We start from the raw sequence: 26507 nt of genomic DNA on the forward strand, positions 1-26507 counted from the left end.
CTGTGCCGAGTGGGGTCCCTTGCTGGTGTCGGCGGAGGCCCCCAAACATAACCCCGCCGACTTAAGCTAACGCTGGTGTCGGCGGGGCCCCCAAACTTTCTTCGTCATTTTAACACTGAAAAAGGGACCCCCGTCCGCGCTACCAGAAGGCGATGAGGTCCCTTTTGGCTATTCGGCCATCATCGGCGCTTCCCCTTGCGGACGCTCCCTTTTCTTAAAGACGAGCGCCATCGGGGCCAACGCCACGATCAAAAACGAGAAGGCGAAGAATACATCGCCGATCCCCCAGGATGCCGCCTGAGCCATCACCTGGCTGCTCATCAGCGTCAGCGTCGCCTGGGAAGCCGCGCTGGTGTCCCCCGCTGTCGCAAACAAGCCGGTAGACATTTGCTGCATGGTGCTCCAGCCGGGTGAGAACAGGTCGAGATCTTCCGACAGGCGGTGCTGGTGCAGGAACTGGCGGTTGTTCATCACGACCGTCGTCAGGGCAATGCCGATGGCGCCGGCAACGCTGCGGATCAAGGTACTCATGGAGGAAGCCGCTCCCATTTTCAGCGGGGAGATGGTGCTGACGCCGGCCGCATTGATCGGCATGAAGGTCAGTCCCATCCCCATCCCGCGAATCACCATGTACCAGCTGATCTGATCGGCCGGGGTATCCACCGACAAGGTATGCATCATATAGGTGGAGTAAATGATCAGGGGGATGCCGACCATCGCGAGCGGCCGCGCTCCGATCTTGTCATAGAGTCTTCCGGCGATCGGCATCATGGCGCCCATCGCCAGGGCCTGCGGCATCATGATCAGCCCGGTCTGTATGGCGGAATAGCCGCGGATGGACTGCAGATAGATCGGGATGAGTACCACCCCCGTGATCATGGCGATGTAGAGCCCGCTGCCAAACAGGATGCTGAAGGAGAATTCCTTGTTCCGGAAAAGCCGGATATCCATGAGCGGTTCCGGATGATTCAGTTCAATGACGATCAGAATCAGCAGCATCATGGTTGCCGTGAACAGCAGCATGATGATCTCGTAGGACGTCCAGCCCCAGTCCTGCCCTTCCGCCAGCGCGAGCAGGAACAGGAAGGCGCTTCCCGAGGACAGGATGAATCCCCAGTAGTCAAACCCGTTCATTTTCTTGCGGGGCGTATCCGGCAGGAGGAAGTGAGCCAGCAGCACCCCGATGATGCCGACGGGCACGTTGATCATGAACAGCCAGCGCCAGCTGTACTCTTCCACGATCAGGCCGCCAAGCGTCGGACCGATGGAAGGCGCAGCGGCGATCGAGAGGCCGAAAAGCCCCATTGCCACCCCCATTTTTTCCCGGGGGATGAAGCGGAACATCAGGGCCTGCCCAACCGGCATGATCAAGCCGCCGCCAATCCCCTGAATCACGCGAAAGACGATCAGGCTGGGATTATCCCAGGCGAGTCCGCACAAGAGAGAACCGACGGTGAAGCTTGCGACGGAGATCACATAGAGCCGGGTGTAGCCAAACCGCTCCCCCAGATACGTGGTGATGGGAATAATCGCCCCCGACACCAGCATGTAGGCGGTCAGCACCCATTCGATCTGCTTGGTGTCCACGCTGAACAACACCATCAGCTTGGGCAGGGCCACGTTCAGGATGGATGTATCCAAGATGGCCATGAACGTACCGATCACGATGATCATGGTGGTCGTGAAGACGCCGGGTATTTTCTTTTCTTCAGAAGAGGCCATCCGTTTCACCCCTCACGCGAATTTTGACGGAAGCGCTGGTTCCCGGGATCAAGCGGGCGCCCATCACCTTGATGCGGACCGGCACGAGCTGTTCTTCCCTTGGTTGTTGGCGCGGCGCGGTCAGGGAAATGAGCGGCCAGACCGCGCTGACGGTCACGCCTTCCACGCCGGACACGATCCCGGTATAGGTCGCGCCTCCCGCCGTATCCAGGCTGACATCCGCCGTCTGCCCCACCCGTACGCGGCTCGCTTCCGTTTCCGTCAGCAGCGCTTCGACATAGGCGGTATCCGGATCAGCAATCGCCAGCAGGTTCTGTCCGCTGGTGACCACTTCCCCCTGGTGGACACCGATCCGCATCACCCGGCCGCTGACCGGTGCCTTCAGCACATAGCGGCCATCCATCGCCGACGTGGCGGCCGGCGCCTCGATCCATCCCAGCACCTCTCCCGCCTGCACCTCCTGGTTTTCGCGGAGCGGCAGGCTCACGAGCTGTCCGGTCGCCGGGGCGGTCACCAGGGAAACGTTCACTTTCGTGCGGGCATCATCCGTTTCGACATAGTTTTGATGATGATACCAGAAATAACCGGAAATACCCGCAGTGCCCAGCAGATAGAACCCGATCAATGCTGTGAGCAAAGGCTTCGCTTTCATCGCATCAGCCCTCGGTCGCAATCTTGACCACGACGTTCATCCCCGGCAGCAGCTTCAGGCCTTCCTGATCCAAAATCCTGATCTTGATCGGGATGCGCTGGGTCACCTTGATGAAGTTGCCGGACGAGTTGGTGGTCGGCAGAAGCGAATAGGTGCTGTCCGATGCCAGGCCGATCTGCTCCACAACGCCCTGCAGCGGATGATGGGGAAACGCGTCGACGTCGATCGTCACCAGGTCGCCGACGGCCACCCGCTCGATTTTCGTCTCCTCAATCCGGGCGGAAACATACAAATCTTGCAAATTGGCAAGCAAAAAGAGGCGCTGTCCGGGCGACACGTTTTCTCCGACGGACACAAATTTCTTGATGATCACGCCGGCTCCCGGAGCCTTGACCAGGGCAGCGTCGCGGTTTTGCAGGGTGGTGTTCTTTTCCTCCAGGCGGGCCAGGGTTTCACCGGCTTCGACCGCATCGCCTTCCTTCACGCGCAGTTCCGTGACGCGTCCCATGATCTCGGGGCTTACCTTGATCAATTCGCCGTCGATGCGGGCATCATCCGTCGTCACGTAATGGGTGGAGTCGATGTACGCCTTGGCGCCATATCCTCCACCGCCAAGCACAAGGAGCACCAGGACAAGCAAGCCGATTTTTTTCTTCATTTGCCGTTCACCTTCTCATTGATGACTTGGACGGGGGCTCCGTCTTTCAGCACATCCTGGCCGACAACGATCACCTTTTCCCCGGCCTGCAGGCCGCTGAGAATCTCCACGTTGGTTCCGTCGGAAGCACCGGTGATGACGGGACGGGCCATCGCTTTCTTGCCATCCGTCACCATCACGATCCGTTCGCTCCCGCGTTTGACGATCGCCTCATCCGGCACGGTCACCGTCTTGCTGCTCGCATCCGGCAGCGTCACTTCGGCATACATGCCCGATTTCCATTGATCCGGGTCGCCGGGCAGGCTCAGCTTGACCGGATACTCTTTGCTTACCGCATTGGCCATGGGGGAAATCGCCAGCACCTTGGCATCGAACGGTTCCGAGGATACCTGTTCAATGCGGACCTTCAGGGTTTGCCCCACTTTGATGCTGTTGATCTGATCTTCCGGCACATACGCTTCCACGACCGGTTCCCGGCTCACGATGGTAAGGAGCGGTACGCCCGGTGCGGCGGTTTCCCCTTCATGGATGTTTTTGGCGGCGATTTTGCCGCTGATGGGCGCGGTGATCACCGTGTTGTTTTTGTTGAGCTGCGCCGCCTCCACGGCCGCCCTCATCTGGGCGACGGTCGCCTGCAGGCTGGCCAGCGTCTCTTTGGTTGCACCTTCATTGGACAGGCTCAGCTCCTGCAGGGCGGATTGGTAGGCGGTTTCCGCCTGGGTATAGGCGAGGGATGCCGCATCCAGCTGCGACTGGGAGACCGCACCGGAAGCAAACAGCGCCTTGACCCGATCCAGATTCAGCTTGGCGTTGTCCAGAGCTGCTTTCGCGGACTGGATTTTCTCCTCGATCTGCCTGCGCTGCTGGGTTCTGGTGCCTTTTTGCGTGTCCGCCAGCCGCGCTTCAGCCCCCTGCAGGCCGGCAATGGCCTGGGCGAGCGCTGCGTTGTAATCTTTGTCATCCAGAAAGATCAGCGGCTGACCCGCCTTGACCTCCTGGCCGATTTCCGCCTGCACGCGGACGACGCGGCCGGAGATTTTGGACATGACGGCGGATTCCGTATCCCCCATCACGCGTCCGACGGCCATGTGCGCCTTTTTCAAGCCCGACTGGCCGACGGTTTCCACGACCACTTTCTGCACGCCGGGGGCCGTGCTTGCCGCCGTGCTGCAGCCGGCAAGCGGCACCACCAGGCTTGCGCACAAGGCCAAAGCGGCAGCTTTTGCAAACGATTGGTTCCTTGTCAATCCCTTCACTTTCTCTCCTCCTGTCTCCATCCAGATAACATTGTCTCTACGCTAATACGGATGAAATTTTCATCAATTTCAGGCAGATTCGCGATCTGACATCTCTCTTTATGCATAAATGATAAGAAAAAGTGGCCGAAAAACATGCTGACGATCAGATTGGGATCTACCCGCACCATCTCGCCGGCAGCCATTTTTGCCTCGAAATAGCGGCACAAAGATTGTCTGAACTGCGTCATAAGATCGCCGAAAATATGGCGGATCTTCTCGTTGCGAAATGCTTCCGAGGAAATGACCGTGACGATCTGGGAGCGTTTGCGCAGCACGTCGATCATCATGGAAGCGATTTTGATCAAACCCTCTTCGAGCGGCAAATCCATGACGGACGGAATGAACTCCTGAAAGTAGGAAAACTTCAGATGATCGTTGATCGCCTCGTGAAACAGCTTTTCCTTGTTTTCAAAATAATGGTAAATGACACCTACCGTAACGCCGCTGTGCCTGGCGATCTCCTTGATCGTGGTGCGCTCGTAACCAACCTCACAGGCCAATCGTATGGCTGCATCCTTCAACATCTGGCGTCGATCGGGCGGCGGGGTTTCGGACAATCGATGTTCCCTCCTTTCCTTCCTGAATGAACGTTTAATTAGGCAAACGTTATTTTTCCATAACATGACAATCATGTCAACCAGCATTTTGTTATTTTTTGGTGCTGCCACAAACAAAAAACCAGCACGACGAGGTGCTGGGCAGACTGCAGACAAACCGCTCTTAAATTATGATGAAACCGCTGACGGCTCCTATTTCCAAAACTTCCACCATGTTTTCTTCACCGGCTCCCCGGCCGGTTGCGCTTCCTGCCCGGCTTCCGTATGCTGGGCGGCCAGATCCTCAGACAGTCTGGAGAGGAACTGCTCCACCATGGGCTGGTACGCTTCGGCAACATGCTGCCGCATCGCCTGCAGCACGGCTGCCGCCTTCTCCCGCTGATCGGTCTGGATCAGGGCATGGGCATAGTTGAAACCGGTGTACGGGAAACGAAACTCGGGAGACCAGTACTGTTCGGCGATCTGGATCAGCTGATAGAGATAGCCCGCTTGTCCCAGCTCGCCGGTTACCGCGATCACGACCGCTTCCTCCCCCCGGGAACGCTCGATCGCTTCCTTGTACATCTGCATGGCTTTCAGCAGATTTTCATCCTGAAGATAGAGGCGGCCCATGATCAGTTGCGGGCGCCATGCCCCTTCCCGCTGTCCCAGCTGCTCCAGCCGCTCGAAAAGCTCCTCTCTCCTGTTCATGGCGAGAAAGCTTTCCACGTACAGTTCCAAGCCATTCTCCTGGTTGGGGTCCTTGAACAGACCTGCCTCCAGCGTCGCAAACGCTTTCTCCCGATCGCCTTCCATCGCGTAGATCTTCGCCAGATTGGTATGGGCATGGCCGGATGCGGGGAACCGATCCAGGCAGGTTAGCAGCAGGGTTTTCGCCTGATCGAACTCTCCGGCATGCATATGGACGACCGCCCGGAAATTAAGCGCGGATTCGATCGGACCATACAGTTCGAGCAAGCGGTCCGCCGCAATGGCTGCCTGCTTGGGAAACCGGTCGCGAACCAGCTCCATCGCAAACTGGCGCAGTTTCTCCCTGTCGTCCCAGTACAGCTCCAGGTTGTGCGGAATGATTTTCTTCTCATAATCCTCACGGGACATCTGGATCCGGTGCCCAAACTCATTCGTAAATTCAATATAATCGGACATGAGTACCTCTCTTTTCGTTTCGAATCTGCAAGTCGACTGAGGGGCTGGCAGGCATTTCGGCAGCGCCGGCCGTCAGATCCACGCCTTGATGTTCACTTTCCGAATGAACTCTTCGGGCGTTTCTTTCACAGGATCGCCATTCTCTTTATCCACCGCGTCGTCCTGCATGCCCATCAACTGCCGGAACAGCGCTTCATTCCGGGTAGCCAGCGCATAATCAAGCAGGGCTTCGCGCTGCACCTTCTCCGCTTCCATCTCCAACAGCTTCTCCTCCAAGGCAATATCGGCTTCCACGATGGGGTAATGTTTATCGATTTTCGGAATGCGGACAATCCATTCAAACGCGCTGTCCGGATTCCGGTCTCGCCCAATGATGTAGGCATGTTCACCGATAGGCAGACCTTGTTCAAAGGAGTCGGCTACGATTATGACACGCTGTCCAAGTCTGAACATCACCTGTCAACTCCTTTCCGTGTTACCTCTATGATACTCATTGTATCACCGGATGGAAAGAGAAGAAACACTTTCCCGGCCCCAATGGCGCGGGAGAAGGCGGTCATTGCATAAAATAGGCACGGCTGCCATACGAGAATTGTATTATAACAATTTGTTGATTTTTGTATATTGTTATAATACAATAGGAACAAGAAAAAAGAACGGAGGGGAAGCACGATGATACCAGTATCGGAGTTCTATCGCAATCTCCCGGCAAAAACCTGTGTCACATGCGGCTGCACCATGGAAGAACAACATGAGTCGTACCTGTATGAATGCGAACGGTGCATGAACCAATCGGCTGAATAAGAATGATCCGCACGGCTGCTGCCAACGCTGACCGTGCTTTTTTTGTGCCGGCTCCCCTCCTTTTCTTGTTGCCCACGGCATAATCCGCTAAACTAATAGGATAAGAACGATTCCGTTTCCGAGGTGTAAAAAGCGAAATGACGGGTACATCCACTATGTCACTCTGGTTTTCCTGGTTTATCCTGCTCTGGTCGTTCGTGCTGATCGGGCTGTTTGCCATCGGCGGATATTTCATGTTCCGCAAGTTCCTGAAATCCATGCCGAAAGCGGACGGCAAATCGGACCTGGACTGGCAGGACTACTATATCGAGCGGACGCGCGCGCTGTGGAACGATGAGACGCTGGCCTTCCTGAACGAGCTGGTGGAGCCGGTTCCGCAGCTGTTCCGCGATGTGGCCCGCCGCTCCATCGCCGCCAAAATCGGCCAGCTGGCCCTGGAAGAAAACGCTACCTCCATCACGACCGATTTGATCATCAAAGGCTATATCCTGGCCACGCCCAAACGGGATCACAAATGGCTGATCGCCCACTTGCGGCAAAAAGAGATCAATTTCGCTCCTTATGAAAAATACTTGAAGGCGTAGGAAACTTTTTGTCCGGTCGTCCGTAGATACTGGTAGTCAGTATAAAGGAGTCGATGAACCTGATGACGATCCTGTTTACCATACTCGGAGTCGCTCTTGTGATCCTGATTGTGATCGTGGCTGTTGTGGGCGTCCTGTTGAAAAAAGGAGCCGCCTTCCTGTTCGGCTCCCGCCGCCGCCATTACAGCAGCAGCGATTGGCACTATCACGGCGGTTACGGAGGCCACCATTCCTACGGACACGGGCACTATCGACATCGGCATTCGAGCCGCAGCTTTTTCAGCAGCTGAGAACCGCATCCAAGAAGCCCGCAGGCACGGTATGGCCTGCGGTTTTTGCTGCGCACAAGTCTACGTGAGGAGGACGAACTATGAACAAGAACAAACCGCTGTCGGGAAGAATCGCCGTCGTCACGGGGGCGACACGGCAGATCGGCATCGGAGCCGCCATCTGCCGTGCCCTTGCCGAGGCGGGCGCGGACATCTTCTTTACCTACTGGACAGCCTATGACCGCCGCACGCATGGGGAAATCGACGATGAACCGCTGCGCCTGCAGGAGGAGATTGCGCAGATGGGGGTGCGCTGCGCTGCATGGGAAGGGGATCTGTCTGCACCCGGGGCTGCAGCGCAGCTGCTGGCGGAAGTGAACCGCTCGCTGGGCCAACCCGCCATCCTTGTCAACAATGCCGCCTATTCCACCATCACCACACGCGACAGCCTGACGGAGGAAGAGCTTGACGCCCACTACTTCATCAACGTGCGGGCCTGCATGATGCTCAGCGTCCTGTTTGCCAGAGAGTACCGCGGACAGAGGGGCGGAAGGATCATCAACATCACCTCCGGCCAAAACCTGGGGCCGATGCCGGGGGAACTTGCCTATGTGGCCACCAAGGGAGCCATCGCCGCCCTGACGCCCACTCTGGCAGCGGAAGTGGCCGACAAAGGCATCACCGTCAACTGCATCAATCCGGGGCCTACCGATACGGGCTGGATGACAGCGGAACTGAAGGAGCGATTGCTGCCGAAATTCCCGTTTGGCCGCATCGGCCTGCCAACCGACGCCGCCCGTCTCGTCCGTTTTCTCGCCAGTGACGAAGCGGAATGGATCACCGGGCAGGTGATTCATTCCGAAGGCGGCTTCCTGCGCATCTGACGGCTATTTGCCGGAAACGCCGCCGGAGATGAGAAACGCCATGACGTCGGCGCTGTCCGCCTCCAGCGGCTCCACCTGGGTACGCGGGAAAATCAGCAGATTGCCGGCAAAATTGTAGGATTGCGGAAAATAGACGGCGACATGATCCGCCAAGCCGAATGCGTCCAAGCTTTCCCGCGTGATGAACCCGATCGCTTTCGCCTCGCTGTCCGGTGCCAAGCGCACCAGCACGGGCTTGTCAAAGCTTTTCTTGTCGCCGACGAAGGCGCCGATCAGGTCTTTGAGCGACGAATAGATCAGCTTGACAAACGGCATCTTTTCAAACAGCCTGTCCACCAGCGAGAGCAGCCCTCTGGTGAGCACGTTGGAGGCCAGGATGCCGACGAGCGTAATGATGACAAGCGTCAGCACGAACCCGAGGCCGGGGATGCCGGGCCCCGGGAGGTAGGGACGCAGGAGCCCGTCCACCGTTACGAAAACCTTGTAAAGTACATAGAGGGTAACCGCAAGCGGTATGACAAACAGCAACCCTTCCAGGAAGTATCGGGCGATTCGTTTCACAATTTTCCACTCACTTTCATTTATATTCCACTTGAATCCATTCTATCCGAGCCATCGGTCATCTGCTATGATGAAAACGATAGGACCAATCAGAAAGAAGGGATAGGATGGAGAAGCAAAATCTCGTCTCTGTCGCATGGCTGGCTGAGCGGCTGCAGGAACCCGATCTGGTGATCGCCGACTGCCGCTTCACCCTGGGCAAACCCGGCCAGGGGCTGGCCGCATACACGGATGCCCATATTCCCGGTGCCTTGTATTTCGATCTGGAGCAAGACCTCAGCGCCCCGAAATCGCTACATGGCGGCCGTCATCCGCTGCCCGATCCGGAAGCGATGGCCGCGCTCTTCTCGCAGGCGGGCATTGATGCGTCGGTCACGGTCGTCGCCTACGACGATCAGGATATGGCCATGGCGGCCCGCCTGTGGTGGATGCTCCGCTATCTGGGACACGACAAGGTGTATGTGCTGGACGGCGGTTTCCCCGCCTGGCAAAAGGCCGGCCTTCCCGTGACGGACGAAGTAACCGCCCCGACAGCGCGAACCTTCGTGGCGAAGCCGCGTCCCGAGATGCTGGCGGATATCGACCAGGTCAAGGAACGCGCGCCGGGAACGGTGCTCATCGACTCCCGGGCAGGCGAGCGTTACCGGGGAGAGATGGAAACCATTGATCCCAAGGCTGGCCATATCCCCGGCGCCGTCAACTATTTCTTCAAAGAAAACCTGACGGCGGAAGGGACGATGCGCCCCACTGGAGAGTTGAAGCAGCGCTTTTCCTCCCTCCCCGCAGGAGAAGAGATCATCGTCTACTGCGGGTCCGGCGTGACTGCTTGTGTCAATCTGCTTGCCCTGCATGAAATCGGGCGTACCGACGCCAAGCTGTACGCCGGCAGCTGGAGCGACTGGTGCTCGTATGACCTGCCGGTGGCAACCGGAACCAAATCCTGAGACGAAAGGGGGACAGCGATGAAGCGCGCGTTTCTGTACCTGCTGCGGTTTGGCTGGCTGCAAGCGCTGTCCTGCCTCTTTCCCGCTGTCATTTTTCTGGCATTGGCTCTCTCCAAGGTTATCACCATTCCGGGTCTGCCCCGCTATGACCTGCTGCTCCTCCTCTGCCTGCTGATGCAGGTCTGGATGGTGAGAAGCGGCCTGGAAACGCGGGACGAACTGAAGGTGATCACCGTTTTTCACCTGATCGGACTTTTGTTGGAGATCTACAAGGTCCATATGGGTTCCTGGTCATACCAGGAGGATGCCTACAGCAAGATATTCGGTGTGCCGCTGTACAGCGGGTTCATGTATGCCAGCGTCGCCAGCTATCTGTGCCAGGCGTGGCGCAGGCTCGATGTGACGGTGACCAACTGGCCCCGCGCTTACGTGACCGTCCCTCTGGCTGCGGCCATCTATTTCAATTTTTTTACCCATCATTATATCCCGGACTTCAGGTGGTTCCTGACGGCGGCCATCTTCCTCATCTTCTGGCGCTCGCATGTCGGCTTCAGCGTCGGCGATCTCCGTCTGAAGATGCCGCTGACGCTGTCCTACGTACTGATCGGGTTTTTCATCTGGGTGGCCGAAAACATCGCCACCCTGCTGGGCGCCTGGCAGTATCCCAACCAGCGGGAGAGCTGGCATCTTGTTCATCTGAGCAAAATCAGCTCCTGGTTTCTCCTGGTGATCGTCAGCTTTATCATCGTGGCCCAGTTGAAGCAGTTGAAGGCAAGCCTCACCACTCGTCCGTCCGAGCTGCGTGAGGCATCGACACAGTCCCAAGCATAAAAACGTGGCGGCCGGAACTTGCCAGTCAAGTTACGGACTGCCACGTTTTTATCTGTTTCCCGCGTTATGTTTGCCCCTCCATCCTTTTGTAATCATCGATCTTTGCTTCGATCATCACCAGATGATTCCGCAGTTCATTCATTTGATCAAACACTTTTCTCCAGTGGGCTTCCAACAGTTCCCGCCTTTCCCTTATGGTTGATTCACCCTGACTTCGGAAAAGCGCTTCATATCGCGGATGTTCATCCCCGTTTCCCGCAAACGGAGCAAAAAATGGATCCAGGCATGTCAGACTCGCCATATTGGCGATAGCCATTCGCATCCCGATGAATCCCTTGCAGCAACCCAATTTTTTCATAGTAACGCAAGGTATGTACGGTTAGTCCCGTTTGTTTAGGTGCACCTGCCGCAATCGGGCTGACGATCGCTCCGAGCGACACCGTAACAGCCCCCGCAGAGGAACAGGACGATGGACAGATCAAGCGGGACGCCGATGGCGATAACCTACATCAGCAGGCCCAACAGCAGCAGCCCTGCCGCCAGCAGCGGCGACAGGGCGTGCATGTTGAACGAGAATAGGTGCTCTTCCCGCAGGAGATGTCTCCGTCCCAGCCCGGCATTACGCTTCGACCGAGCGCACCCCCAGGGAACTCTCATGAAATTTCACTTGCGGGTACTTTTCCTGCGCCATGCGGAGCTGGTACTCGCTTTCAAACAGCATGACGGGGCGGCCGTAGCGGTCGCGCACCGTCTGGCTGCGCTGCAAGAGGGCATCCAGCGTCGCCTTGTCCCCTTCCAGCCAGCGGGCGATCTGATACGGCATCCGCTGCAGCTGGATCTCCACCCCGTACTCCGCCTTCAGGCGAAACTCCAGCACTTCGAACTGCAGGAGGCCGACGACACCCAGGATCAGCTCCTCCATCGGATAGGTGCGGAACAACTGCACTGTCCCTTCTTCCGTCAGCTGCATGATCCCTTTCTGGAACTGCTTGTGCTTCATGGCATCCTTGACCGTCACCTTGGAGAAAAACTCCGGCGAGAAGTGCGGCATCTCCTCGAACTCGAACGGCTCTCCCACACAGAGCGTATCGCCGATCTGGAAGATGCCCGGATCGAACAGCCCGATCACATCCCCCGCGAACGATTCCTCCACAATCTCCCGGTCCTGCGCCATGAACTGCAGCGGCTGCGCCAGCTTGATCTCCCTGCCTAGCCGGACGTGCTTGACGGTCATTCCCCGCTCGAAACGGCCGGAACAGATCCGCAGGAAGGCGACGCGGTCGCGGTGGGCGGGATTCATGTTGGCCTGGATTTTGAAAATGAAGCCGGAGAACGGCCGGGTGTACGGATCAATCAGGCCCTTGCTGCTCTTCTTCGGCGACGGCGGCGGCGCCATGGCCAGGAAGTTGTCCAGAAACGTCTGGACGCCGAAGTTGTTGATCGCGCTGCCGAAGAAGACCGGCGAAAGCTCCCCTTTGCTGATCAGCTCGGGATCGAAGGCATCGCCGGCCACGTCCAGCAGTGCGATCTCCTCCTGTAGCTGCTGCCACAGCTCTTCCCCGACGCGTTCGCCGATGAGCGGATCATCCGGGCCGCTTACTTCGAAAAAGGAAATCTCCTCGTGGCTGCTCTCCCCCTGGTACAGCTCCACCCGTTTTTTCGCCCGGTCATAAACCCCGCAAAAACGGTTCCCCATCCCGATCGGCCAGTTCATCGGGTAGGAACGGATGCCCAGCACCCGCTCGATCTCTTCCAGCAGGTCAAACGGATCTTTCCCGTGCCGGTCCAATTTGTTGATAAACGTGAAAATGGGAATCCCGCGCATGCGGCATACTTTAAAGAGCTTGATCGTTTGGGCCTCCACCCCTTTGGCTACGTCGATGATCATCACCGCCGAGTCCGCAGCGGTCAGGGTGCGGTAGGTATCTTCGCTGAAATCCTGGTGACCCGGTGTGTCCAGAATATTGATATGGTGGCCGCGATACACGAAATCCATCGCGCTGGAGGTGACGGAAATCCCGCGTTTCTTCTCGATCTCCATCCAGTCTGAGGTCGCGAATTTGGAGTTCTTGCGCGCTTTGACCATGCCTGCTTCACGGATGGCCCCTCCGTAATAGAGCAGTTTCTCCGTCATGGTCGTCTTTCCCGCGTCCGGGTGGGAAATGATCGCGAAGGTTCGCCGTTTCGCGATTTCAGTATCCCAGGCTGGGTTGTGTTGACTCATCTCTTTGCCTCCGATATGGGTGTATGGGTAATGATGCTCCTACATTCAGTACGATTATACAGAGATTTGCGCGAGGGCGAAAGTGGCTCGGGGAAAAAGCGGCAACTGGTATTTTCCCAGGTCATTCGCTATAATAACTCTATTGTAAAAAAATTTTGATCACTTGTGACGAGGAGGGGCAATATGTCCATTTCAACGCTGGAACAACGTGTTACCACCTTCCGGGAATACGTGAAGAAATTGGTCAGCTTCAACCAGGCTCTTGCCATCCTGCATTGGGATATGCGGGTAAAGGCGCCGCGCAAAGGGATGGAGGCGCGTTCCCAACTGATCGGGGTGCTCTCCGGCGAACAGTTTAAACTGGCGACGTCGGCCGAGCTGGAGGAACACCTGCAGGCATTGAGCGAACCCGACACCTACGCATCCCTCGATCTGGTTACCCGGCGCACGGTCGATGAGGTGAAAAAGGAGTTTGAACGCAGCAAGAAGCTCCCCGCCGACCGTTTCAAGGAGTTCGTCATCCTGACGGCCCAAGCCGGCACCGTCTGGGAGGAAGCCCGCGCCAAAAGCGATTTCGCCATGTTCCGCCCCTATCTGGAAAAGATCGTGAAGTTCCAGCTCGAATTCATTGAGTACTGGGGGTACAAGGGAGCCAAGTACGATACCCTGCTGGACATGTACGAGCCGGGCATGACCGTCGCCCAGCTGGACACCATGTTCGCCACCCTGCGCGAGAAAACGGTGGCGCTGGTGGAGGCGATCGCCGCCTCGCCGAACAAGCCGGATATCAGCTTCCTGACCCAGCCGTACGATGAAGCCGAGCAGGAGCAATTCGGCCGCTACATCCTGGAGAAGATCGGCTATGACTTCCAGGCGGGCCGCCTCGACCGCAGCGTTCACCCCTTCTGCACCTCCTTTGCGCCGGGCGATGTGCGGATCACGACCCGTTACTATCCGGACGATCTCCGGATGGCGCTGTTTGGCAGCATCCATGAAGCCGGACACGCCATCTACGAGCAAAACATCAATCCGGATCTCCTGGGCACGCCGCTGTGCGACGGCACCTCGATGGGCATCCACGAATCGCAGTCCCGCTTCTGGGAAAACATGATCGCCCGCAGCCTGCCGTTCTGGCAGCATTTCTACGGAGAGGCCGTCAAGCGCTTCCCCGCCCAGCTTGCGGGAGTCAGCTTGGAGCAGTTCTACCGCGGCATCAACCAGGTGACGCCGTCGTTCATCCGCGTGGAAGCCGATGAACTGACCTACAATCTGCACATCATGATCCGCTACGAGATTGAGAAAGGCCTGATTGAAGAGACGCTGGAGGTAGGGGACCTGCCGACGGTCTGGAACAGCAAGATGAAGGAGTATCTGGGCATTGTGCCGCCCAACGATCAGGAAGGCGTCCTGCAAGACGTTCACTGGTCCGGCGGCAGCTTCGGCTACTTCCCGACCTATTCGCTCGGCAATGTGTACGCGGCTCAGTTCGCCCACACCATGAAAAAGGAGATCGACGGTTTCGAAGAGCTGATTGCGGCCGGAGATTTTGCGCCGATTCGCGGCTGGCTGAAAGAGAAGATTCACCAGTACGGCAAGGTGAAGACGCCGAATGAGCTGCTGCAGGAGATCACCGGCGAGCTGACCAACGCCACCTATCTGGTTGACTATCTGGAGAACAAATACAAGGCGATTTATCGGCTGTAAGTGATGCGCCATGTCCGATTTCCAAGACCGCTGGCTGCCCACCTACATCAAGCGCAATCTCACCGTCCTTTTTTGCGGGATCAACCCGGGCAGGGTGTCGGCCACCAAAGGCTTTCATTACGCCAACCCGGCCAATCTCTTTTGGCGCGGCCTGCATGAGGGCGGGTTAACCCCCTACCGGCTGAAACCGGAAGAAACGGCGCAGCTGCTTGACTACGGCTACGGCATCACGGATCTGGTTTCCCGTCCCACCCGGTCCGCCGGGGATCTGACGCCCGCCGATTTTGCGGCGGGCAGGGAAGGATTCGTCCGGATGGTGCAGACATACCGCCCGCGTCTCATCTGTTTCAACGGGATTACCGCCTTCCGCCAGGCGACCGGCCGGCGGCATGAGCCCGTTTCCCCGGGATTGGTGCCCGGCCTCTTTTTCGGCAGTGCCGAGTGGCCGGGCTGCTCCGTCTTTGTCATTCCCTCCACCAGCGGTGCCAACGCCGCTTACAGCCGCGAAGAGAAAATCCGGAAGTTTCGCGAATTGAGCGACCTACTGATCGCCAAAGGCTGGCATCCCCTTCATCCGCGAGCAGCAGAACGGTGACCGCGGGTGTCGTTCTTCCTCCTTCCCCAGTAGGATAGGGTAAGGCTGTGTGCGGGAGGTACACGGAATGAACGACAAACTGATCAAGACATTGGCAAGGGAATACAACCTTGTCATCCACTCCTGGCGCGTGCTGCACAATACGCCCAAGTCGCTGGTGATCCGGCTGCAGACGAACCGCGGCACCTTTTTCGCCAAATCCCTCTATGCTTCCGAAAAGCGGCAGCAGTTTATCCTCGAAGCCGAGGATTTCCTGCGTCAGCGGCGCATCTCCATCCCGCCGGTGGAGAAAACAAAAGAGAATCAAGCATACATCATGTGGAACCATTCTCCCCTGCTCCTGCAGCATGGCGTCCCCGGCAGGCCCCCTGTGCTCCGCACCCCCTACAGCATCAGGCAGATCGGCTCCCTGCTCGGCCGGCTCCACGCCGCCTCCATCGGCTTCCGGTCAACGTCGGGAAAAACGTACAACGGCGCCCTGACGTGGGAGCAGGAATACGCCGCCGACCTGGCCCGCCTCAAAAGCTGGCTGGCGGATCACGAAGGCGTCAACCTGCCGAAAATCAGACTGATCCGCCGCCATCTTCCCTTTTTTCTGCGGGCGGGACGCCAGGTGCATCGGTGCCTGCAGCAATCGGCCTATTTCCGCATGTGGAAGGCGCAGCCGGAATACCTGCATCCCCTCTGCCACGGCGATTTTCACACGGGAAACCTGCTCCGCTGCGGCAGCACCTTGACGGTGATTGACTGGGAGGATGTGCGGTACGACTTTCCCTCCAAGGACTTGAGCCGGCTGCTTTACGTCCTGATGAGAAGAGACCGGTGCTGGCGCCCGGACCGCTGGGCGCTTCTCATCAACGCCTATCGGAAGCAGCATCCGCTCGACAAACAGGCCATGACCATGCTGTATCAGGATCTGGCTTTCCCTCATCTCGTGGAGCGTTTTGTACGGCGCAGGCTGTACAAGAGAATGACGTGGCAGCAGATCCACCGCTTTCTGCGGATGGAACGGCAAAAAACGGCGTACATGCTGCGAAAAGCGAAGGCCCGGGCCTAAAATAACCCCGCCGACTTAAGCTAACGCTGGTGTCGGCGGGGGCCCCAGCCTTTCTATCTTCACTTTGTCGCTTTAAAGGACTTAAACATTCCGATATACTTATAAGTAACCCCACCCGGCCTAAGCTATCGCTGCGCCGGGTGGGGTCCCAACTTTCCTTCTCCACTATCTCGTATTAATAATGCAATCGGGCCTTGTTTCTTCTAATGCAAACCAACGGTGCGAAGGGCGCTCTGCGTGCGGCTGTCCGTAATCTCGTGGACGTAACGGGTCAGCTCCACGCTCATCTGATAGTAGTGAAACGGCGTTATCAGATAGATTCCGTTGAAATACCGCACCGCTTCATCCAGCAGTTCCTTGGCCATCGCGAGCCCTTCCTGACGCCCCGCTTCCCCCTGCAGGTTGCGCATTCGCGCCAGCGCGGAGGGGGACAGCTTGATGCCCGGCACCTCATTGTGCAGAAACTCGGCGTTGCGCCAGCTGGTCAGCGGCATGATCCCGATAAAGACCGGAATCCCGATTCCTTTGGTGGCATCGTGGATCAGCCGGATCGTCTCCGCATCGTAGACCGGCTGGGTCATGACGAAATCGGCCCCGGCCTCCACTTTTCGTTTCAAGCGGTCCACCGCCGCTTCGATCTTGCGGACATGCGGGTTGAAAGCGGCTCCCACCGTAAACTGCGCCTTCTGTTTCAGCGGGCGGCCGGAGAACGAAATCCCTTCGTTCAACTGCTTGATCATCCGGATCAGGTCAAACGACGTGACGTCAAAGACGGAACTGGCACCGGGCAGATCCCCGAATCGGGACGGGTCGCCGGTTACCACGAGCACCTGGTCGATGCCGAGCGCATGCAGCCCCATCAGATGCGACTGCTGGCCGATCAGATTGCGGTCGCGGCAGGCGATGTGAACGAGAGGGTCGATCCCGTACCGACTTTTCAAGATGGCGCCGAGCGCCATGTTGCTCATCCGCACGTTGGCGAGCGAGTTGTCCGCCATCGTGATGGCATCCACCCCCGCTTGATGCAGTTCGCAGCACCCGTGAAGAAAGTCGTCGATGTCCAAATCTTTCGGCGGATCAAACTCGACGATGACCGTATGCTGCTCTTTGACTTGTTCAACAATCGTGGGTTTGTGCCGCTGCGAAACGCTCTGAATCACATGCCCCTGCCGTTCCACTACGGCGATGTCGGGATTCACCCTGGCAAGCGGCTCCATGCCGGAGAGCGCCTGCGCGATCGCGCGGATGTGGGCGGGGGTTGTCCCGCAGCATCCACCGATCAGGTGAATGCCCTGCTCCCGCAGCCGCAGCGCGCTCTCCGCGAAATATTCCGGCGATGACTTGTAGGCCAGCTCGCCATCGGACAGCCCCAGCCGTCCGGCGTTGGGAAAGGCGGAGAGCAGCACGTGGTCCGGCGTGACGGCCGATTCGAACGAACGCAGGATCTCCGCCGGCCCGAGACGACAGTTTAATCCAACGATGTCGGCCCCGGCCTCCTTCAGCTGCCTGAACGCTTCGGTCAGGGTATAGCCGTCCCGCGTTCTGCCCACCTCCAGCGTAGCCAGCTGGCTGATCACCGGCACATCGGTCAGGGAACGGATCACCTCCACCGCAAGCAGCAGTTCTTCCAGATCGAGGAAGGTTTCCAGCATGACGCCGTCCACCCCTGCGTGCAGGAGGGCGATGGCCTGCTCCTCGAATTGATCCCTGTACTCTTCCAGCGGCTTGATCCGCACGCGGCCGGCGATGATCGAGCCGATGCTGCCGACCACGAACGCATCATCTTTCGCCGCTTCCCTGGCGATGGTGACCGCCGCCCGGTTGATCCGGGTGACCTTGTTTTCCAGGCCATAGCGGGACAGGCTGTCCCGGTTGGCAGCGAACGTGTTGGTCTCAAGCAGCCGGGCTCCCGCGTTATAGTAGGCGGTGTGTACATGGTAGACCAGCTGCGGATTGGTGATGCACAGTTCCTCGAAGCTGGTGCCCACCGGCACCCCCAGCTGATACAGCTGGGTAGCCATGGCACCGTCCCCCACCAGAATATGTTCCTGCAGATAGGCGCGCAAATCTCTTTTCTTCGTCAACGCAATCCCTTCTCTCCACGATCATCATCGGCTTACGCTTCGATTACCGCCGGCGCCGCGTTGAAATACCGCGCCTCCGGATGAGCGAACACCATCGCCGACACAGACGCTTCCGGGTCCATCATATGCCCCTCCGTCAGCTGGACGCCGATATCCCCGGGTCTCAAGAGACGGAACAGCTTCTCCTGATCCTCCAGATTGGGACAGGCCGGATAGCCGAAGGAAACCCGGATTCCCCGGTAGCGGGCCCCGAACCGCTCCTGCATCGTCATAACCGCCGGGTCCGGGAACCCCCAGACATCCCGCATCACATGGTGCACCCGCTCGGCAAACGCCTCCGCCAGCTCCAGCGCCAATGCCTGCAGCACATGGGAGCGCAGGTAATCCCCCTGTTCCTTCAACCGGGCGGCCTGTTCCCGAATCCCTTGCCCCGCCGTCACCGCCAGGAAGCCGACATAATCCATCACGCTGCTTTCGACCGGCCGAAGGAAATCGGCGAGGCAGAGATACGGTTCTTCCGGCTGGCGGGGGAAGGAGAAGCGTTCCAGTACCCGGCTGTGATCCTGCGGGTCGTAGACGAGGATATCATCGCCGTCCGCCTGGGCCGGGAAAAATTGATACATGCCGTGGGCCTGGATGATGCCCGCCTCTCTCGCTTCCCGCAGGATCTCTTCCACGACGCTGTACAGCTCCTGCACTTTCGCGTCCCCCTGTTCCAGCAGCTTCTCCACATTGCCCCGGACCCCCAGGTGCTTGCCCAGCAGCATGCGCAGGTTCAGGTAGGGCTGCAGATGAGCGATCGGATAATGCTTCAGCACATGCCGGTCCAAATCGGGCGGCACCATGACAGGCGCCGTCCGGCTGACGGCCGAACGCTTTACGCCCGTTTTCTTCGCTTCCGTTTTCGCCTGTTCGCCGGCTTCTTCTTGCAACGCCTCCCGGTAAGCCTGCTGCTCCTGCCGCAACGCCTCCCTCTGCTCGGGATCCATCAGCTTGTTGGCCAGATCCAGGCCGTCCATGGCATCTTTCGCATACACGACGATGCCGTTGTATTCAGGAGCGATCCGGTTGGAGGTAAACTTGCGGGTCAGCGCCGCACCTCCCACCAGCATGGGAACGTCAATGCCTGCCGCGCGCAGATCCTGCGCGGTAATCACCATCTGTTGGGCCGATTTCACCAGGAGGCCGGACAGCCCGATGGCATCCGGCTTTTCCTCGCGGCAGGCCGCAATCAACTGCTCGGGCGGCACCTTGATCCCCAGGTTCACCACTTCGTAGCCATTGTTGGCGAGGATGATTTCCACCAGATTCTTGCCGATATCGTGCACGTCGCCCTTGACCGTCGCCAGCAGGATTTTCCCCTTGGTGGCGCTCTCCGTTTTCTCCATGAACGGCTCAAGGAAGGAGACGGCGGCTTTCATGACCTCCGCGCTCTGCAGCACCTCCGCGACGATCAGCTGGTTGCCGTTGAACAGGCGACCCACCTCCTCCATGCCGGCCATGAGCGGACCGTTGATGATCTCCAGCGGCGAATAGGTTTCGAGGGCCTGCTGCAAATCGGGGATCAGCCCGTCTTTGGTGCCTTCGATCACATAGCGGGCCAAACGTTCCTCCAGGGTGAGCGTGGAGATCGCCTGGGCCGTCTCCTTTTTCTTCTGCCGGTAGAATTCCGTAAAGGCGGCCAGCGTCTGGTCGTTGGTGTCAAACAGCAACGCTTCCGCCAGCTTCCGCTCCTCTTCCGGAATGGATGCGTAGCGCTCCAGCCTTTCCGTGTTGACGATCGCGTAATCGAGCCCGGCCTTCGTGGTATGGTACAGGAAGACCGCATTCAGCACCTCGCGCCCCGCCGGCGGAAGGCCGAAGGAGACGTTGCTGATGCCGAGAATCGTTTTGCAGGCGGGAAAGGCTTCCTTGATCAGCCGGATCCCTTCCACCGTTTCAAGCGCGGAGCCAATATACTGCTCATCCCCCGTTCCCACCGGAAAAACAAGCGGGTCGAAGATGATGTCCTGCGGATTGACCCCGTACTGGTTGACCAGCAGCTCGTAGGAACGTTTGGCCACTTCCAGCTTCCGCTCCCGGCTGACCGCCATGCCCGTCTCATCGATCGTGCCGACGACCACCGCCGCCCCGTAACGATGGATGAGCGGCACCACTTCGTCAAACCGCTTCAGCCCGTCCTCCAGGTTGATCGAGTTGATGATGGCTTTCCCCTGCGAATGGATAAGCCCCAGCTCCATGACGCGCGGGTCGGTGGAGTCGATCATCAGCGGTGCCTTCACTTTTTTGGTGACAAACTGCAGGAAACGCTCCATGTCGGCATATTCGTCCCGATCGGGGTCGGCCAGACAGATGTCGATGATCTGCGCCCCGCCGCGCACCTGCGCCCGGGCGATATCAGACGCTTCCTCATACCGGCCGGCCGCGATCAGGTCGCGGAATTTTTTCGAACCGATCACGTTGGTGCGCTCCCCGACCAAGAGCGGGCGATTCTCCTCTTCCACGTAAACGACGTCGATACCGGAGACGGCGCTGATCGGACGCGGGGAAGCCTGGCGGGGTTTGTACCCTTTCAGCGCTTCCGCCAGGGCACGGATGTGATCCGGCGTCGTGCCGCAGCAGCCGCCCGCCACGTTCAGCCAGCCGCGTTCGGCAAAGGCCGCCATCTTGGCTGCCAGCGCTTGCGGCGATTCGTGGTAATGGCCGTTTTCATCCGGCAGCCCGGCGTTTGGATAGCAGCTCACCCCGCACTGAGCCAGCCCGGCCAACGTGCGCAGGTGATCGCGCATGAACTCGGGTCCCGTCGCGCAGTTCAGCCCGACCGTTACCGGTTTCAGATGCGCGATCGAGACGTAAAATGCTTCAATATTCTGACCGGCAAGCGTTGTTCCCATCGGCTCGATGGTTCCGGAGATCATGACCGGCACTTCATAGCCCAGTTCGGCAAACGCCCTGCGGATCCCGATGCCCCCCGCCTTCACGTTGAGCGTATCCTGGGCGGTCTCCAGCAGGAGAACATCCACGCCGCCCAGCAGCAGCCCTTTTGCCTGCCGATAGTACGCTTCGACCAGCTGCTCGAACGTCACGCCGCCTGTGAGGGAGAGCGTCTTGGTGGTCGGTCCCATGGCACCCGCCACGAAGCGCGGCCATTCGTCCGTCGAACAGGCGTCCGCCGCCTCCCGGGCCAGCTTGGCCGCCGCGATGTTTAGCTCGATGTCCCGGTCAGCCACGTCGTATTCGGCGAGGACGACCGACGTCGCTCCGAAGGTGTTGGTTTCGATGATATCCGCCCCGGCCTCCAGATAGGTCTCGTGGATGCGGCGGATCACATCGGGACGAGTCACGTTCAACAGCTCGTTGCAGCCCTCGTACGCTTCTCCCCCGAAATCGGCTGCGGTCAATCCGGCCTGCTGCAGCATGGTGCCCATTGCCCCGTCGATGATCAATATTTTTTCGGCCAACCGTTCGGTAAATGTTTTCTTCATTTGCTTTCCCTTCTTTCCCTAACCCGCAATAAAAAATCCTCTTCTTTGAAACAGAAGAGGATCACGCGCACGGTTCGCACATCCTCTTATCTTTCAAAGCGGGTGTCGCTTTGCTGGAATTGGCACCTGAAATCGGTTGCCGAGGCTTCATTGGGCCAGTCCCTCCGCCTCTCTGGATAAGAGTTGGAACAATATTCGAATTTGAAAGTATCTTATCATCGCGCATGCGCTGCGTCAACCTGGAATTGCGGAAAATGCTTCCGTGCCCGCCGCCTATTTTAGGCAGGGGGAGGCATCCGCCCACAACAAACTACGCAAACGCGTATAGACTACAGTATAACCGAAAGGAGGGGGAACCACTTTGAGTACTTCATTTTGCGGGAACTTCTTTAGAGAAAGCTTCGCGCTTGTATTGGTTCTGTTTATCCTGCTGGTCATCGTCGGTGCAGCGGAGGACTGCTGATGCGCAAACGCAGGAGCCTGGCCGCCGCTGGGCTCTGTTTGCGCGGGGCGAAAATTGGCGAAAAAAATCGTATGACTGTCGGGAAGAATCGACATTTTTTTCGCTTCGCATCCGCTATACTACATGCTGAGGAAGGCGGATCGCTATTTCCTGGGGGAGGATGCGGAGCATGAACGTGAACGCGAGCGGCATGCTTCTGGAAAGTGACGCCGCCGCAGATCACCTTGTTCAAGAAACCGCATTCGCCCCACCCAGGAAAAGCGTGCCCCAATAGCGGCCGCCAAAGGTCCCGCCCTGCTGAACAATCTTCTCTGTCAGCACAGGGAGCGCCAATGGTGCGAATCGCCAAGATCGCGGGAATGACAAAACATGTGGAACGGACAGACGGGAACGTTGCCTAAGCAGCGTTCCTTTTGTTATGATAAGGGGTGCTTTCGGGAAAGGAGCGATCCATGTGGAACCTGTAACACCCGTCCGCAAAGATGCGTTTCTGGAAAGGCTGGAGATGGTGAAGCAGCTTGCGGCCAGCGATTTCGAGACCTACGCCGTTGTAAAGGACCGGAACAGCGGCCAGCATTATCTGCACTATGCGTTTCGCCACATCAACCTGTCCGAAGGAGGCAGACGGGACGAGTACGATCATTTCCTGCCGCTTTCCTCCGATGACGTGCTGGGGATCCTGTTTGGGGAGCAGCCCTACCGTTTTCCCGACCATTGGCGCACGCCTTACCTGCGCAGCGGCAACGACAACCGGCTGATGCCTTTCGATCCGCGCGAAAATCACGATCTGGACGAGGATGCCCGGACAGAGCAGGAGGTGTTCGCGAAACTGCTGGCCTACAAGGAGGCGTGGCAGAAAAGCGACGATCCGGAAACGTTGACCCGCAGGCTGCTGGGAGAGATCGACCGGCTGCTGAAGAAAGAGGAGTAGTTGCGCACATCCCGTGCCCTCCGGTATAATGATACACAAATCGCCGATGAGGAAAGTACTCGCCGCAGGAAGCCAAAGCGAGCCGGGGACGGTGGAAGCCCGGTGCGGATCGGTAGAGGAAACGCCCCTCTGAGATGCAGCCTGAAGGTCTTTGGACTGCGTAGGGTGAGCCGGGTACGCCCGTTACAGCACGCAAGCGGCTCCGTCCTCCCGGGATGGCGGAGCAAGAAGAGTGGCACCGCGGGAAGTCAAACCTCTCGTCTCTTGATCTGGATGGTAGAGACAGGGAGGTTTTTCTGCTTTCAGAAAGTGAAATGTCACTAAACTTCGGCTGTCGCCATGAGAACCGGGCGGCAAGCCGGGTTTTACCAATCTTGTCTGGGAAAGGATGGACACATAGCATGAGTTACAAGCAACAAGTGGCTGAGAAATTGGCCGCTGCCCTGCAAACGCTGGGAGCGCCGGATTTCACGCCGGAAAAGGTGGTCGATCTGCTGGAAACACCCCCCAATCCGGCGATGGGCGACATCGCGTTTCCCTGCTTTCAGCTCGCCAAAGCATTGCGCAAGGCACCGCCGCTGATCGCCCAGGAGGTGGCACAGCAGGTAAACGGCGCGCCGGTCAAGGAGGTGCAGGCGGTCGGGCCGTACGTCAACGTGTTTCTGGATCAGGCGATCGTCGCCCAGGAGGTGGTGGGAACCATCCTGCGGCAGAAGGATGCATATGGCAGCCGCAATGTGGGCCAGGGCAAAAAAGTGCCGATCGACCTCTCCTCCCCCAACATCGCCAAGCCGTTCTCCATGGGCCACCTGCGCTCGACGGTGATCGGCAACGCCATCGCCAACATCATGGAGAAGCATGGCTACGCGCCGGTGCGGATCAACCATCTCGGCGACTGGGGAACCCAGTTCGGCAAGCTGATCGTCGCCTACAAGAAATGGGGCGATGAAGCCAAAGTGAAGGCCGAACCGATCAAGGAGCTGCTTGCCCTCTACGTCCGTTTCCACGAAGAGGCGGAACACGATCCGTCCCTGGAGGATCAGGGTCGCGAATGGTTCAAGAAGCTGGAGGACGGCGATCCGGAAGCGGCGCGCCTGTGGCAGTGGTTCCGGGATGAATCGCTGAAGGAATTTATGAAAATCTATGACCTGATGGGCGTGAAGTTCGACTCGTTCCACGGAGAAGCGTTCTACAACGACAAGATGGATCGCGTCGTCGCGCTCCTGGAGGAAAAGGGGCTGTTGACCGAGTCGGAAGGGGCGCTGGTGGTCACGCTCGACGAGTATGGCATGCCCCCCTGCCTGATCAAAAAGTCGGATGGGGCCACGCTGTATGCCACGCGCGATCTGGCGGCCGCGCTCTATCGGCATGAAACGTACGACTTCGCCAAAGCGCTCTACGTCGTGGGAAACGAGCAGCGCCTTCACTTCCAGCAGCTTTTTAAAGTCCTGGAGAAAATGGGCTATGAGTGGGCGAAAGAGATGTATCACATCCCCTTCGGCATGATGCTGAAGGACGGCAAGAAGATGTCCACGCGCAAAGGCAAGGTGGTGCTGCTCGAAGAGGTGCTCGCCCAGGCGATTGACGACGTCCTGAAGGTGATCGCCGAGAAGAACCCGACGCTGGAAAACAAGGAGGAAGTAGCCCGCCAGGTTGGGGTGGGTGCCGTCATTTTCCACGACCTGAAAAACTACCGGCTGAACGATATCAACTTCTCCTGGGAAGAGATGCTTACCTTCGAAGGGGAGACCGGCCCCTATGTCCAATACACCCACGCGCGCGCCTGCTCGCTGCTGCGCAAAGGCGGCTACGAGCAGCCGGAGAACGGCGCTGCGCTGGCGGAGGGCGCGCTGGAGAGCAAGGAAGCATGGGCGGTCGTTACCCTGCTAAACAGCTTCCCGGAAGTGATCGACCGGGCGCGGGAAGAGTTCGACCCGTCGCAAATCGGGAAATATGTGATCGACCTGGCGCAGGCCTTCAACAAGTTTTATGCCAACGTGCGCATCCTGGCCGAAGAGGAAGCGGTGAAAACCTCCCGCCTTCATCTTGTGGCAGCAGTGGTCATCGTGCTGAAGGAAGGGCTGCGGCTGCTCGGCCTGCAGGCGCCGGAAGAGATGTAAGTAGCGTCAACCGAAGTTGTGGAATAAAGAGGCATGGAGTGATGGGGCCAAGCGAGCTCCTTTGACGACCGACTCAGCGAAGAAACGAAAGACGCGGGGAAACAGGGGGCGTGAGTCTCACATCGCTGAACCAGCTAATATCTTGTCAAGCCAATTAATTAAATAGCATCATTATTTGTGGTATACTTTAAAAAGGGTATAACAAACCAGCCTTCCAAATTCAGTTGGAAGGATCTGGTTATCAGTCCTATCCGTTATCGTTATACGGTCTGTTCTTGATAAGGAACGCCTTTCTTCAGAATAGCGTAGATGAGATGGAGAAGTTTATTGGCACATGCAATGACTGCTACTTTGTAAGGTTTGGTCTCACGTTTCTGATCAAAATATTGGCGAAGGCGTGGATTTCCTGACCTTCTCAGGCTGCACTGCACCGCCATATACAAAGCTTTTCGAAGGCGCTTGGATCCTCGCTTCGTGATGCTCATTTGCGTTGCCGTAAACTTTCCGGACTGATGAACGCTTGGATCAATCCCCACGAATGCCACAAGTTTCTTTGGATGGTCAAACCTCTCGATTTCTCCGATTTCGGACAAAATTGTGGCTGCAATTTTGGGACCGATTCCTGGAATCGAGAGGAGAAGATCATATTCCTTTACTTCCTTGGCCAGAGTGTCGATTTGCTTTTCCAAGGTTTTGAGATGCTCTTGAAGCTGAAGGAGTAAGGTAATGTATGTCTTAAGGGAAAGCAAATGGCTTTCCAAAACCGTCTGCGTAGAGGGGCAATTCTGTGCGGCGGTCAACACCTTTTGGGCCTTCTCCAAGGCCCATTTTTTTGATTTCGTCGGTGCGAAACCCAATAGGCAGTCGGCAATGGCTTCCTCATCCAGCTTCATCATGGCGTCTGGCATCGGATAGTGATTTAGGAGGGTTAATG

25 protein-coding genes and 1 riboswitch are annotated in these 26507 nt (G+C 58.0%); of the genes, 12 read left to right on the forward strand and 13 right to left on the reverse strand.

Features of this window, described 5'->3' with window-relative positions; genetic code table 11:
- Positions 1-168 precede the first annotated feature (168 nt).
- The 7 genes from G3578_RS06265 to G3578_RS06295 all read right to left on the reverse strand — a co-directional run bounded on the left by G3578_RS06265 (position 169) and on the right by G3578_RS06295 (position 6486).
- The gene (locus G3578_RS06265; RefSeq protein ID WP_165210134.1) at positions 169-1722 is read right to left on the reverse strand and encodes a DHA2 family efflux MFS transporter permease subunit; all 1554 of its coding nucleotides are present in this window, start codon (positions 1720-1722) and stop codon (positions 169-171) included.
- On the reverse strand, positions 1709-2374 hold the full coding sequence (locus tag G3578_RS06270) for an HlyD family secretion protein (protein ID WP_165210137.1): 666 nt from the start codon (positions 2372-2374) through the stop codon (positions 1709-1711). Before G3578_RS06270 ends, G3578_RS06265 begins: the two co-directional genes overlap by 14 nt.
- A 4-nt stretch (positions 2375-2378) precedes the next feature.
- Complete coding sequence (locus tag G3578_RS06275; protein WP_165210140.1) at positions 2379-3032, reverse strand: HlyD family secretion protein; 654 nt, start codon at positions 3030-3032, stop codon at positions 2379-2381.
- Positions 3029-4288 (reverse strand): efflux RND transporter periplasmic adaptor subunit, encoded by a 1260-nt coding sequence (locus G3578_RS06280; protein WP_165210143.1) that lies wholly within the window; start codon positions 4286-4288, stop codon positions 3029-3031. The genes G3578_RS06275 and G3578_RS06280 overlap by 4 nt, the downstream gene beginning before the upstream one ends.
- Entirely contained in the window at positions 4285-4887 is a 603-nt protein-coding gene (locus G3578_RS06285) for a TetR/AcrR family transcriptional regulator (RefSeq protein ID WP_165210146.1), read from the reverse strand. Before G3578_RS06285 ends, G3578_RS06280 begins: the two co-directional genes overlap by 4 nt.
- Before the next feature lie 192 nt (positions 4888-5079).
- On the reverse strand, positions 5080-6033 hold the full coding sequence (locus tag G3578_RS06290; protein WP_165210149.1) for a tetratricopeptide repeat protein: 954 nt from the start codon (positions 6031-6033) through the stop codon (positions 5080-5082).
- 72 nt (positions 6034-6105) lie between these two features.
- Positions 6106-6486, reverse strand: a complete 381-nt coding sequence (locus G3578_RS06295) for an ATPase (RefSeq protein WP_165210261.1) — start codon at positions 6484-6486, stop codon at positions 6106-6108.
- A 219-nt stretch (positions 6487-6705) separates the two neighbouring features.
- On the opposite strand from G3578_RS06295, the gene yhfH reads away from it, so the two are divergent.
- The 4 genes from yhfH (at position 6706) to G3578_RS06315 (ending at position 8574) form a co-directional block, all read left to right on the forward strand.
- Positions 6706-6837, forward strand: coding sequence for a protein YhfH (gene yhfH, locus G3578_RS06300; protein ID WP_165210153.1), 132 nt, complete (start codon positions 6706-6708; stop codon positions 6835-6837).
- A 155-nt stretch (positions 6838-6992) separates the two neighbouring features.
- On the forward strand, positions 6993-7421 hold the full coding sequence (locus G3578_RS06305; protein ID WP_165210156.1) for a DUF2621 domain-containing protein: 429 nt from the start codon (positions 6993-6995) through the stop codon (positions 7419-7421).
- A gap of 62 nt (positions 7422-7483) precedes the next feature.
- Positions 7484-7711, forward strand: coding sequence for a hypothetical protein (locus tag G3578_RS06310; protein ID WP_165209412.1), 228 nt, complete (start codon positions 7484-7486; stop codon positions 7709-7711).
- Positions 7712-7791: 80 nt separating this feature from the next.
- Positions 7792-8574: an SDR family oxidoreductase gene (locus tag G3578_RS06315; RefSeq protein WP_165210159.1), complete on the forward strand. Its 783-nt coding sequence runs from the start codon at positions 7792-7794 to the stop codon at positions 8572-8574.
- 3 nt (positions 8575-8577) lie between these two features.
- Here G3578_RS06315 and G3578_RS06320 read toward each other — a convergent pair whose 3' ends face one another.
- A complete protein-coding gene (locus G3578_RS06320; protein WP_165210162.1) occupies positions 8578-9135 on the reverse strand; it encodes a DUF502 domain-containing protein in 558 nt (185 codons plus the stop codon).
- 107 nt (positions 9136-9242) lie between these two features.
- Between G3578_RS06320 and G3578_RS06325 the strand changes: the two genes are divergently transcribed.
- Both G3578_RS06325 and G3578_RS06330 read left to right on the forward strand, forming a co-directional pair.
- Positions 9243-10079 (forward strand): sulfurtransferase, encoded by an 837-nt coding sequence (locus tag G3578_RS06325; protein WP_165210165.1) that lies wholly within the window; start codon positions 9243-9245, stop codon positions 10077-10079.
- Positions 10080-10097: 18 nt separating this feature from the next.
- Positions 10098-10910 carry a DUF817 domain-containing protein gene (locus tag G3578_RS06330; RefSeq protein WP_165210168.1) on the forward strand — a complete coding sequence of 271 codons (813 nt, stop codon included), beginning with the start codon at positions 10098-10100 and terminating at the stop codon, positions 10908-10910.
- Between the two features lie 242 nt (positions 10911-11152).
- On the opposite strand, the gene G3578_RS21275 is transcribed toward G3578_RS06330, so the two are convergent.
- Both G3578_RS21275 and G3578_RS06340 read right to left on the reverse strand, forming a co-directional pair.
- Complete coding sequence (locus tag G3578_RS21275) at positions 11153-11350, reverse strand: MerR family DNA-binding transcriptional regulator (RefSeq protein ID WP_346773968.1); 198 nt, start codon at positions 11348-11350, stop codon at positions 11153-11155.
- Between the two features lie 179 nt (positions 11351-11529).
- Positions 11530-13134, reverse strand: coding sequence for a peptide chain release factor 3 (locus tag G3578_RS06340; protein ID WP_165210171.1), 1605 nt, complete (start codon positions 13132-13134; stop codon positions 11530-11532).
- A 183-nt stretch (positions 13135-13317) separates the two neighbouring features.
- Between G3578_RS06340 and G3578_RS06345 the strand changes: the two genes are divergently transcribed.
- The 3 genes from G3578_RS06345 (at position 13318) to G3578_RS06355 (ending at position 16490) form a co-directional block, all read left to right on the forward strand.
- Positions 13318-14838 (forward strand): carboxypeptidase M32, encoded by a 1521-nt coding sequence (locus tag G3578_RS06345; RefSeq protein WP_165210174.1) that lies wholly within the window; start codon positions 13318-13320, stop codon positions 14836-14838.
- Positions 14839-14848: 10 nt separating this feature from the next.
- Complete coding sequence (locus G3578_RS06350) at positions 14849-15433, forward strand: mismatch-specific DNA-glycosylase (RefSeq protein WP_165210177.1); 585 nt, start codon at positions 14849-14851, stop codon at positions 15431-15433.
- A 67-nt stretch (positions 15434-15500) separates the two neighbouring features.
- Positions 15501-16490: a phosphotransferase gene (locus tag G3578_RS06355; protein WP_165210180.1), complete on the forward strand. Its 990-nt coding sequence runs from the start codon at positions 15501-15503 to the stop codon at positions 16488-16490.
- 203 nt (positions 16491-16693) lie between these two features.
- Here the strand turns inward: G3578_RS06355 and G3578_RS06360 are convergent, their stop codons facing one another.
- On the reverse strand, positions 16694-18574 hold the full coding sequence (locus G3578_RS06360; protein ID WP_165210183.1) for a bifunctional homocysteine S-methyltransferase/methylenetetrahydrofolate reductase: 1881 nt from the start codon (positions 18572-18574) through the stop codon (positions 16694-16696).
- Positions 18575-18606: 32 nt separating this feature from the next.
- On the reverse strand, positions 18607-22059 hold the full coding sequence (gene metH, locus G3578_RS06365; RefSeq protein ID WP_165210186.1) for a methionine synthase: 3453 nt from the start codon (positions 22057-22059) through the stop codon (positions 18607-18609).
- A gap of 83 nt (positions 22060-22142) precedes the next feature.
- A riboswitch (SAM riboswitch) is annotated at positions 22143-22242 on the reverse strand.
- Between the two features lie 178 nt (positions 22243-22420).
- Between metH and G3578_RS06370 the strand changes: the two genes are divergently transcribed.
- From G3578_RS06370 to argS, 3 genes are all read left to right on the forward strand, one after another.
- Positions 22421-22522 carry a YjcZ family sporulation protein gene (locus G3578_RS06370; protein ID WP_165210189.1) on the forward strand — a complete coding sequence of 34 codons (102 nt, stop codon included), beginning with the start codon at positions 22421-22423 and terminating at the stop codon, positions 22520-22522.
- 454 nt (positions 22523-22976) lie between these two features.
- Complete coding sequence (locus tag G3578_RS06375) at positions 22977-23453, forward strand: hypothetical protein (protein ID WP_346773969.1); 477 nt, start codon at positions 22977-22979, stop codon at positions 23451-23453.
- A 401-nt stretch (positions 23454-23854) separates the two neighbouring features.
- The gene (gene argS, locus G3578_RS06380) at positions 23855-25573 is read left to right on the forward strand and encodes an arginine--tRNA ligase (RefSeq protein ID WP_165210195.1); all 1719 of its coding nucleotides are present in this window, start codon (positions 23855-23857) and stop codon (positions 25571-25573) included.
- A gap of 260 nt (positions 25574-25833) precedes the next feature.
- On the opposite strand, the gene G3578_RS06385 is transcribed toward argS, so the two are convergent.
- A partial coding sequence (locus G3578_RS06385; RefSeq protein WP_206529508.1) for an IS110 family RNA-guided transposase occupies positions 25834-26507 on the reverse strand: 674 nt, incomplete at its 5' end.

This window comes from Brevibacillus sp. SYP-B805 (genome assembly GCF_011059135.1).
Classification (GTDB): Bacteria; Bacillota; Bacilli; order Brevibacillales; family Brevibacillaceae; genus Brevibacillus_F.

Bases quoted from the DNA above. Each gene is read 5' to 3' on its own strand.
- G3578_RS06265 (WP_165210134.1), bottom strand. From the start codon at position 1,722: ATGGCCTCTTCTGAAGAAAAGAAAATACCCGGCGTCTTCACGACCACC.
- G3578_RS06270 (WP_165210137.1), bottom strand. From the start codon at position 2,374: ATGAAAGCGAAGCCTTTGCTCACAGCATTGATCGGGTTCTATCTGCTG.
- G3578_RS06275 (WP_165210140.1), bottom strand. From the start codon at position 3,032: ATGAAGAAAAAAATCGGCTTGCTTGTCCTGGTGCTCCTTGTGCTTGGC.
- G3578_RS06290 (WP_165210149.1), bottom strand. From the start codon at position 6,033: ATGTCCGATTATATTGAATTTACGAATGAGTTTGGGCACCGGATCCAG.
- G3578_RS06295 (WP_165210261.1), bottom strand. From the start codon at position 6,486: ATGTTCAGACTTGGACAGCGTGTCATAATCGTAGCCGACTCCTTTGAA.
- yhfH (WP_165210153.1), top strand. From the start codon at position 6,706: ATGATACCAGTATCGGAGTTCTATCGCAATCTCCCGGCAAAAACCTGT.
- G3578_RS06305 (WP_165210156.1), top strand. From the start codon at position 6,993: ATGTCACTCTGGTTTTCCTGGTTTATCCTGCTCTGGTCGTTCGTGCTG.
- G3578_RS06310 (WP_165209412.1), top strand. From the start codon at position 7,484: ATGACGATCCTGTTTACCATACTCGGAGTCGCTCTTGTGATCCTGATT.
- G3578_RS06315 (WP_165210159.1), top strand. From the start codon at position 7,792: ATGAACAAGAACAAACCGCTGTCGGGAAGAATCGCCGTCGTCACGGGG.
- G3578_RS06325 (WP_165210165.1), top strand. From the start codon at position 9,243: ATGGAGAAGCAAAATCTCGTCTCTGTCGCATGGCTGGCTGAGCGGCTG.
- G3578_RS06330 (WP_165210168.1), top strand. From the start codon at position 10,098: ATGAAGCGCGCGTTTCTGTACCTGCTGCGGTTTGGCTGGCTGCAAGCG.
- G3578_RS06340 (WP_165210171.1), bottom strand. From the start codon at position 13,134: ATGAGTCAACACAACCCAGCCTGGGATACTGAAATCGCGAAACGGCGA.
- G3578_RS06345 (WP_165210174.1), top strand. From the start codon at position 13,318: ATGTCCATTTCAACGCTGGAACAACGTGTTACCACCTTCCGGGAATAC.
- G3578_RS06350 (WP_165210177.1), top strand. From the start codon at position 14,849: ATGTCCGATTTCCAAGACCGCTGGCTGCCCACCTACATCAAGCGCAAT.
- G3578_RS06355 (WP_165210180.1), top strand. From the start codon at position 15,501: ATGAACGACAAACTGATCAAGACATTGGCAAGGGAATACAACCTTGTC.
- metH (WP_165210186.1), bottom strand. From the start codon at position 22,059: ATGAAGAAAACATTTACCGAACGGTTGGCCGAAAAAATATTGATCATC.
- argS (WP_165210195.1), top strand. From the start codon at position 23,855: ATGAGTTACAAGCAACAAGTGGCTGAGAAATTGGCCGCTGCCCTGCAA.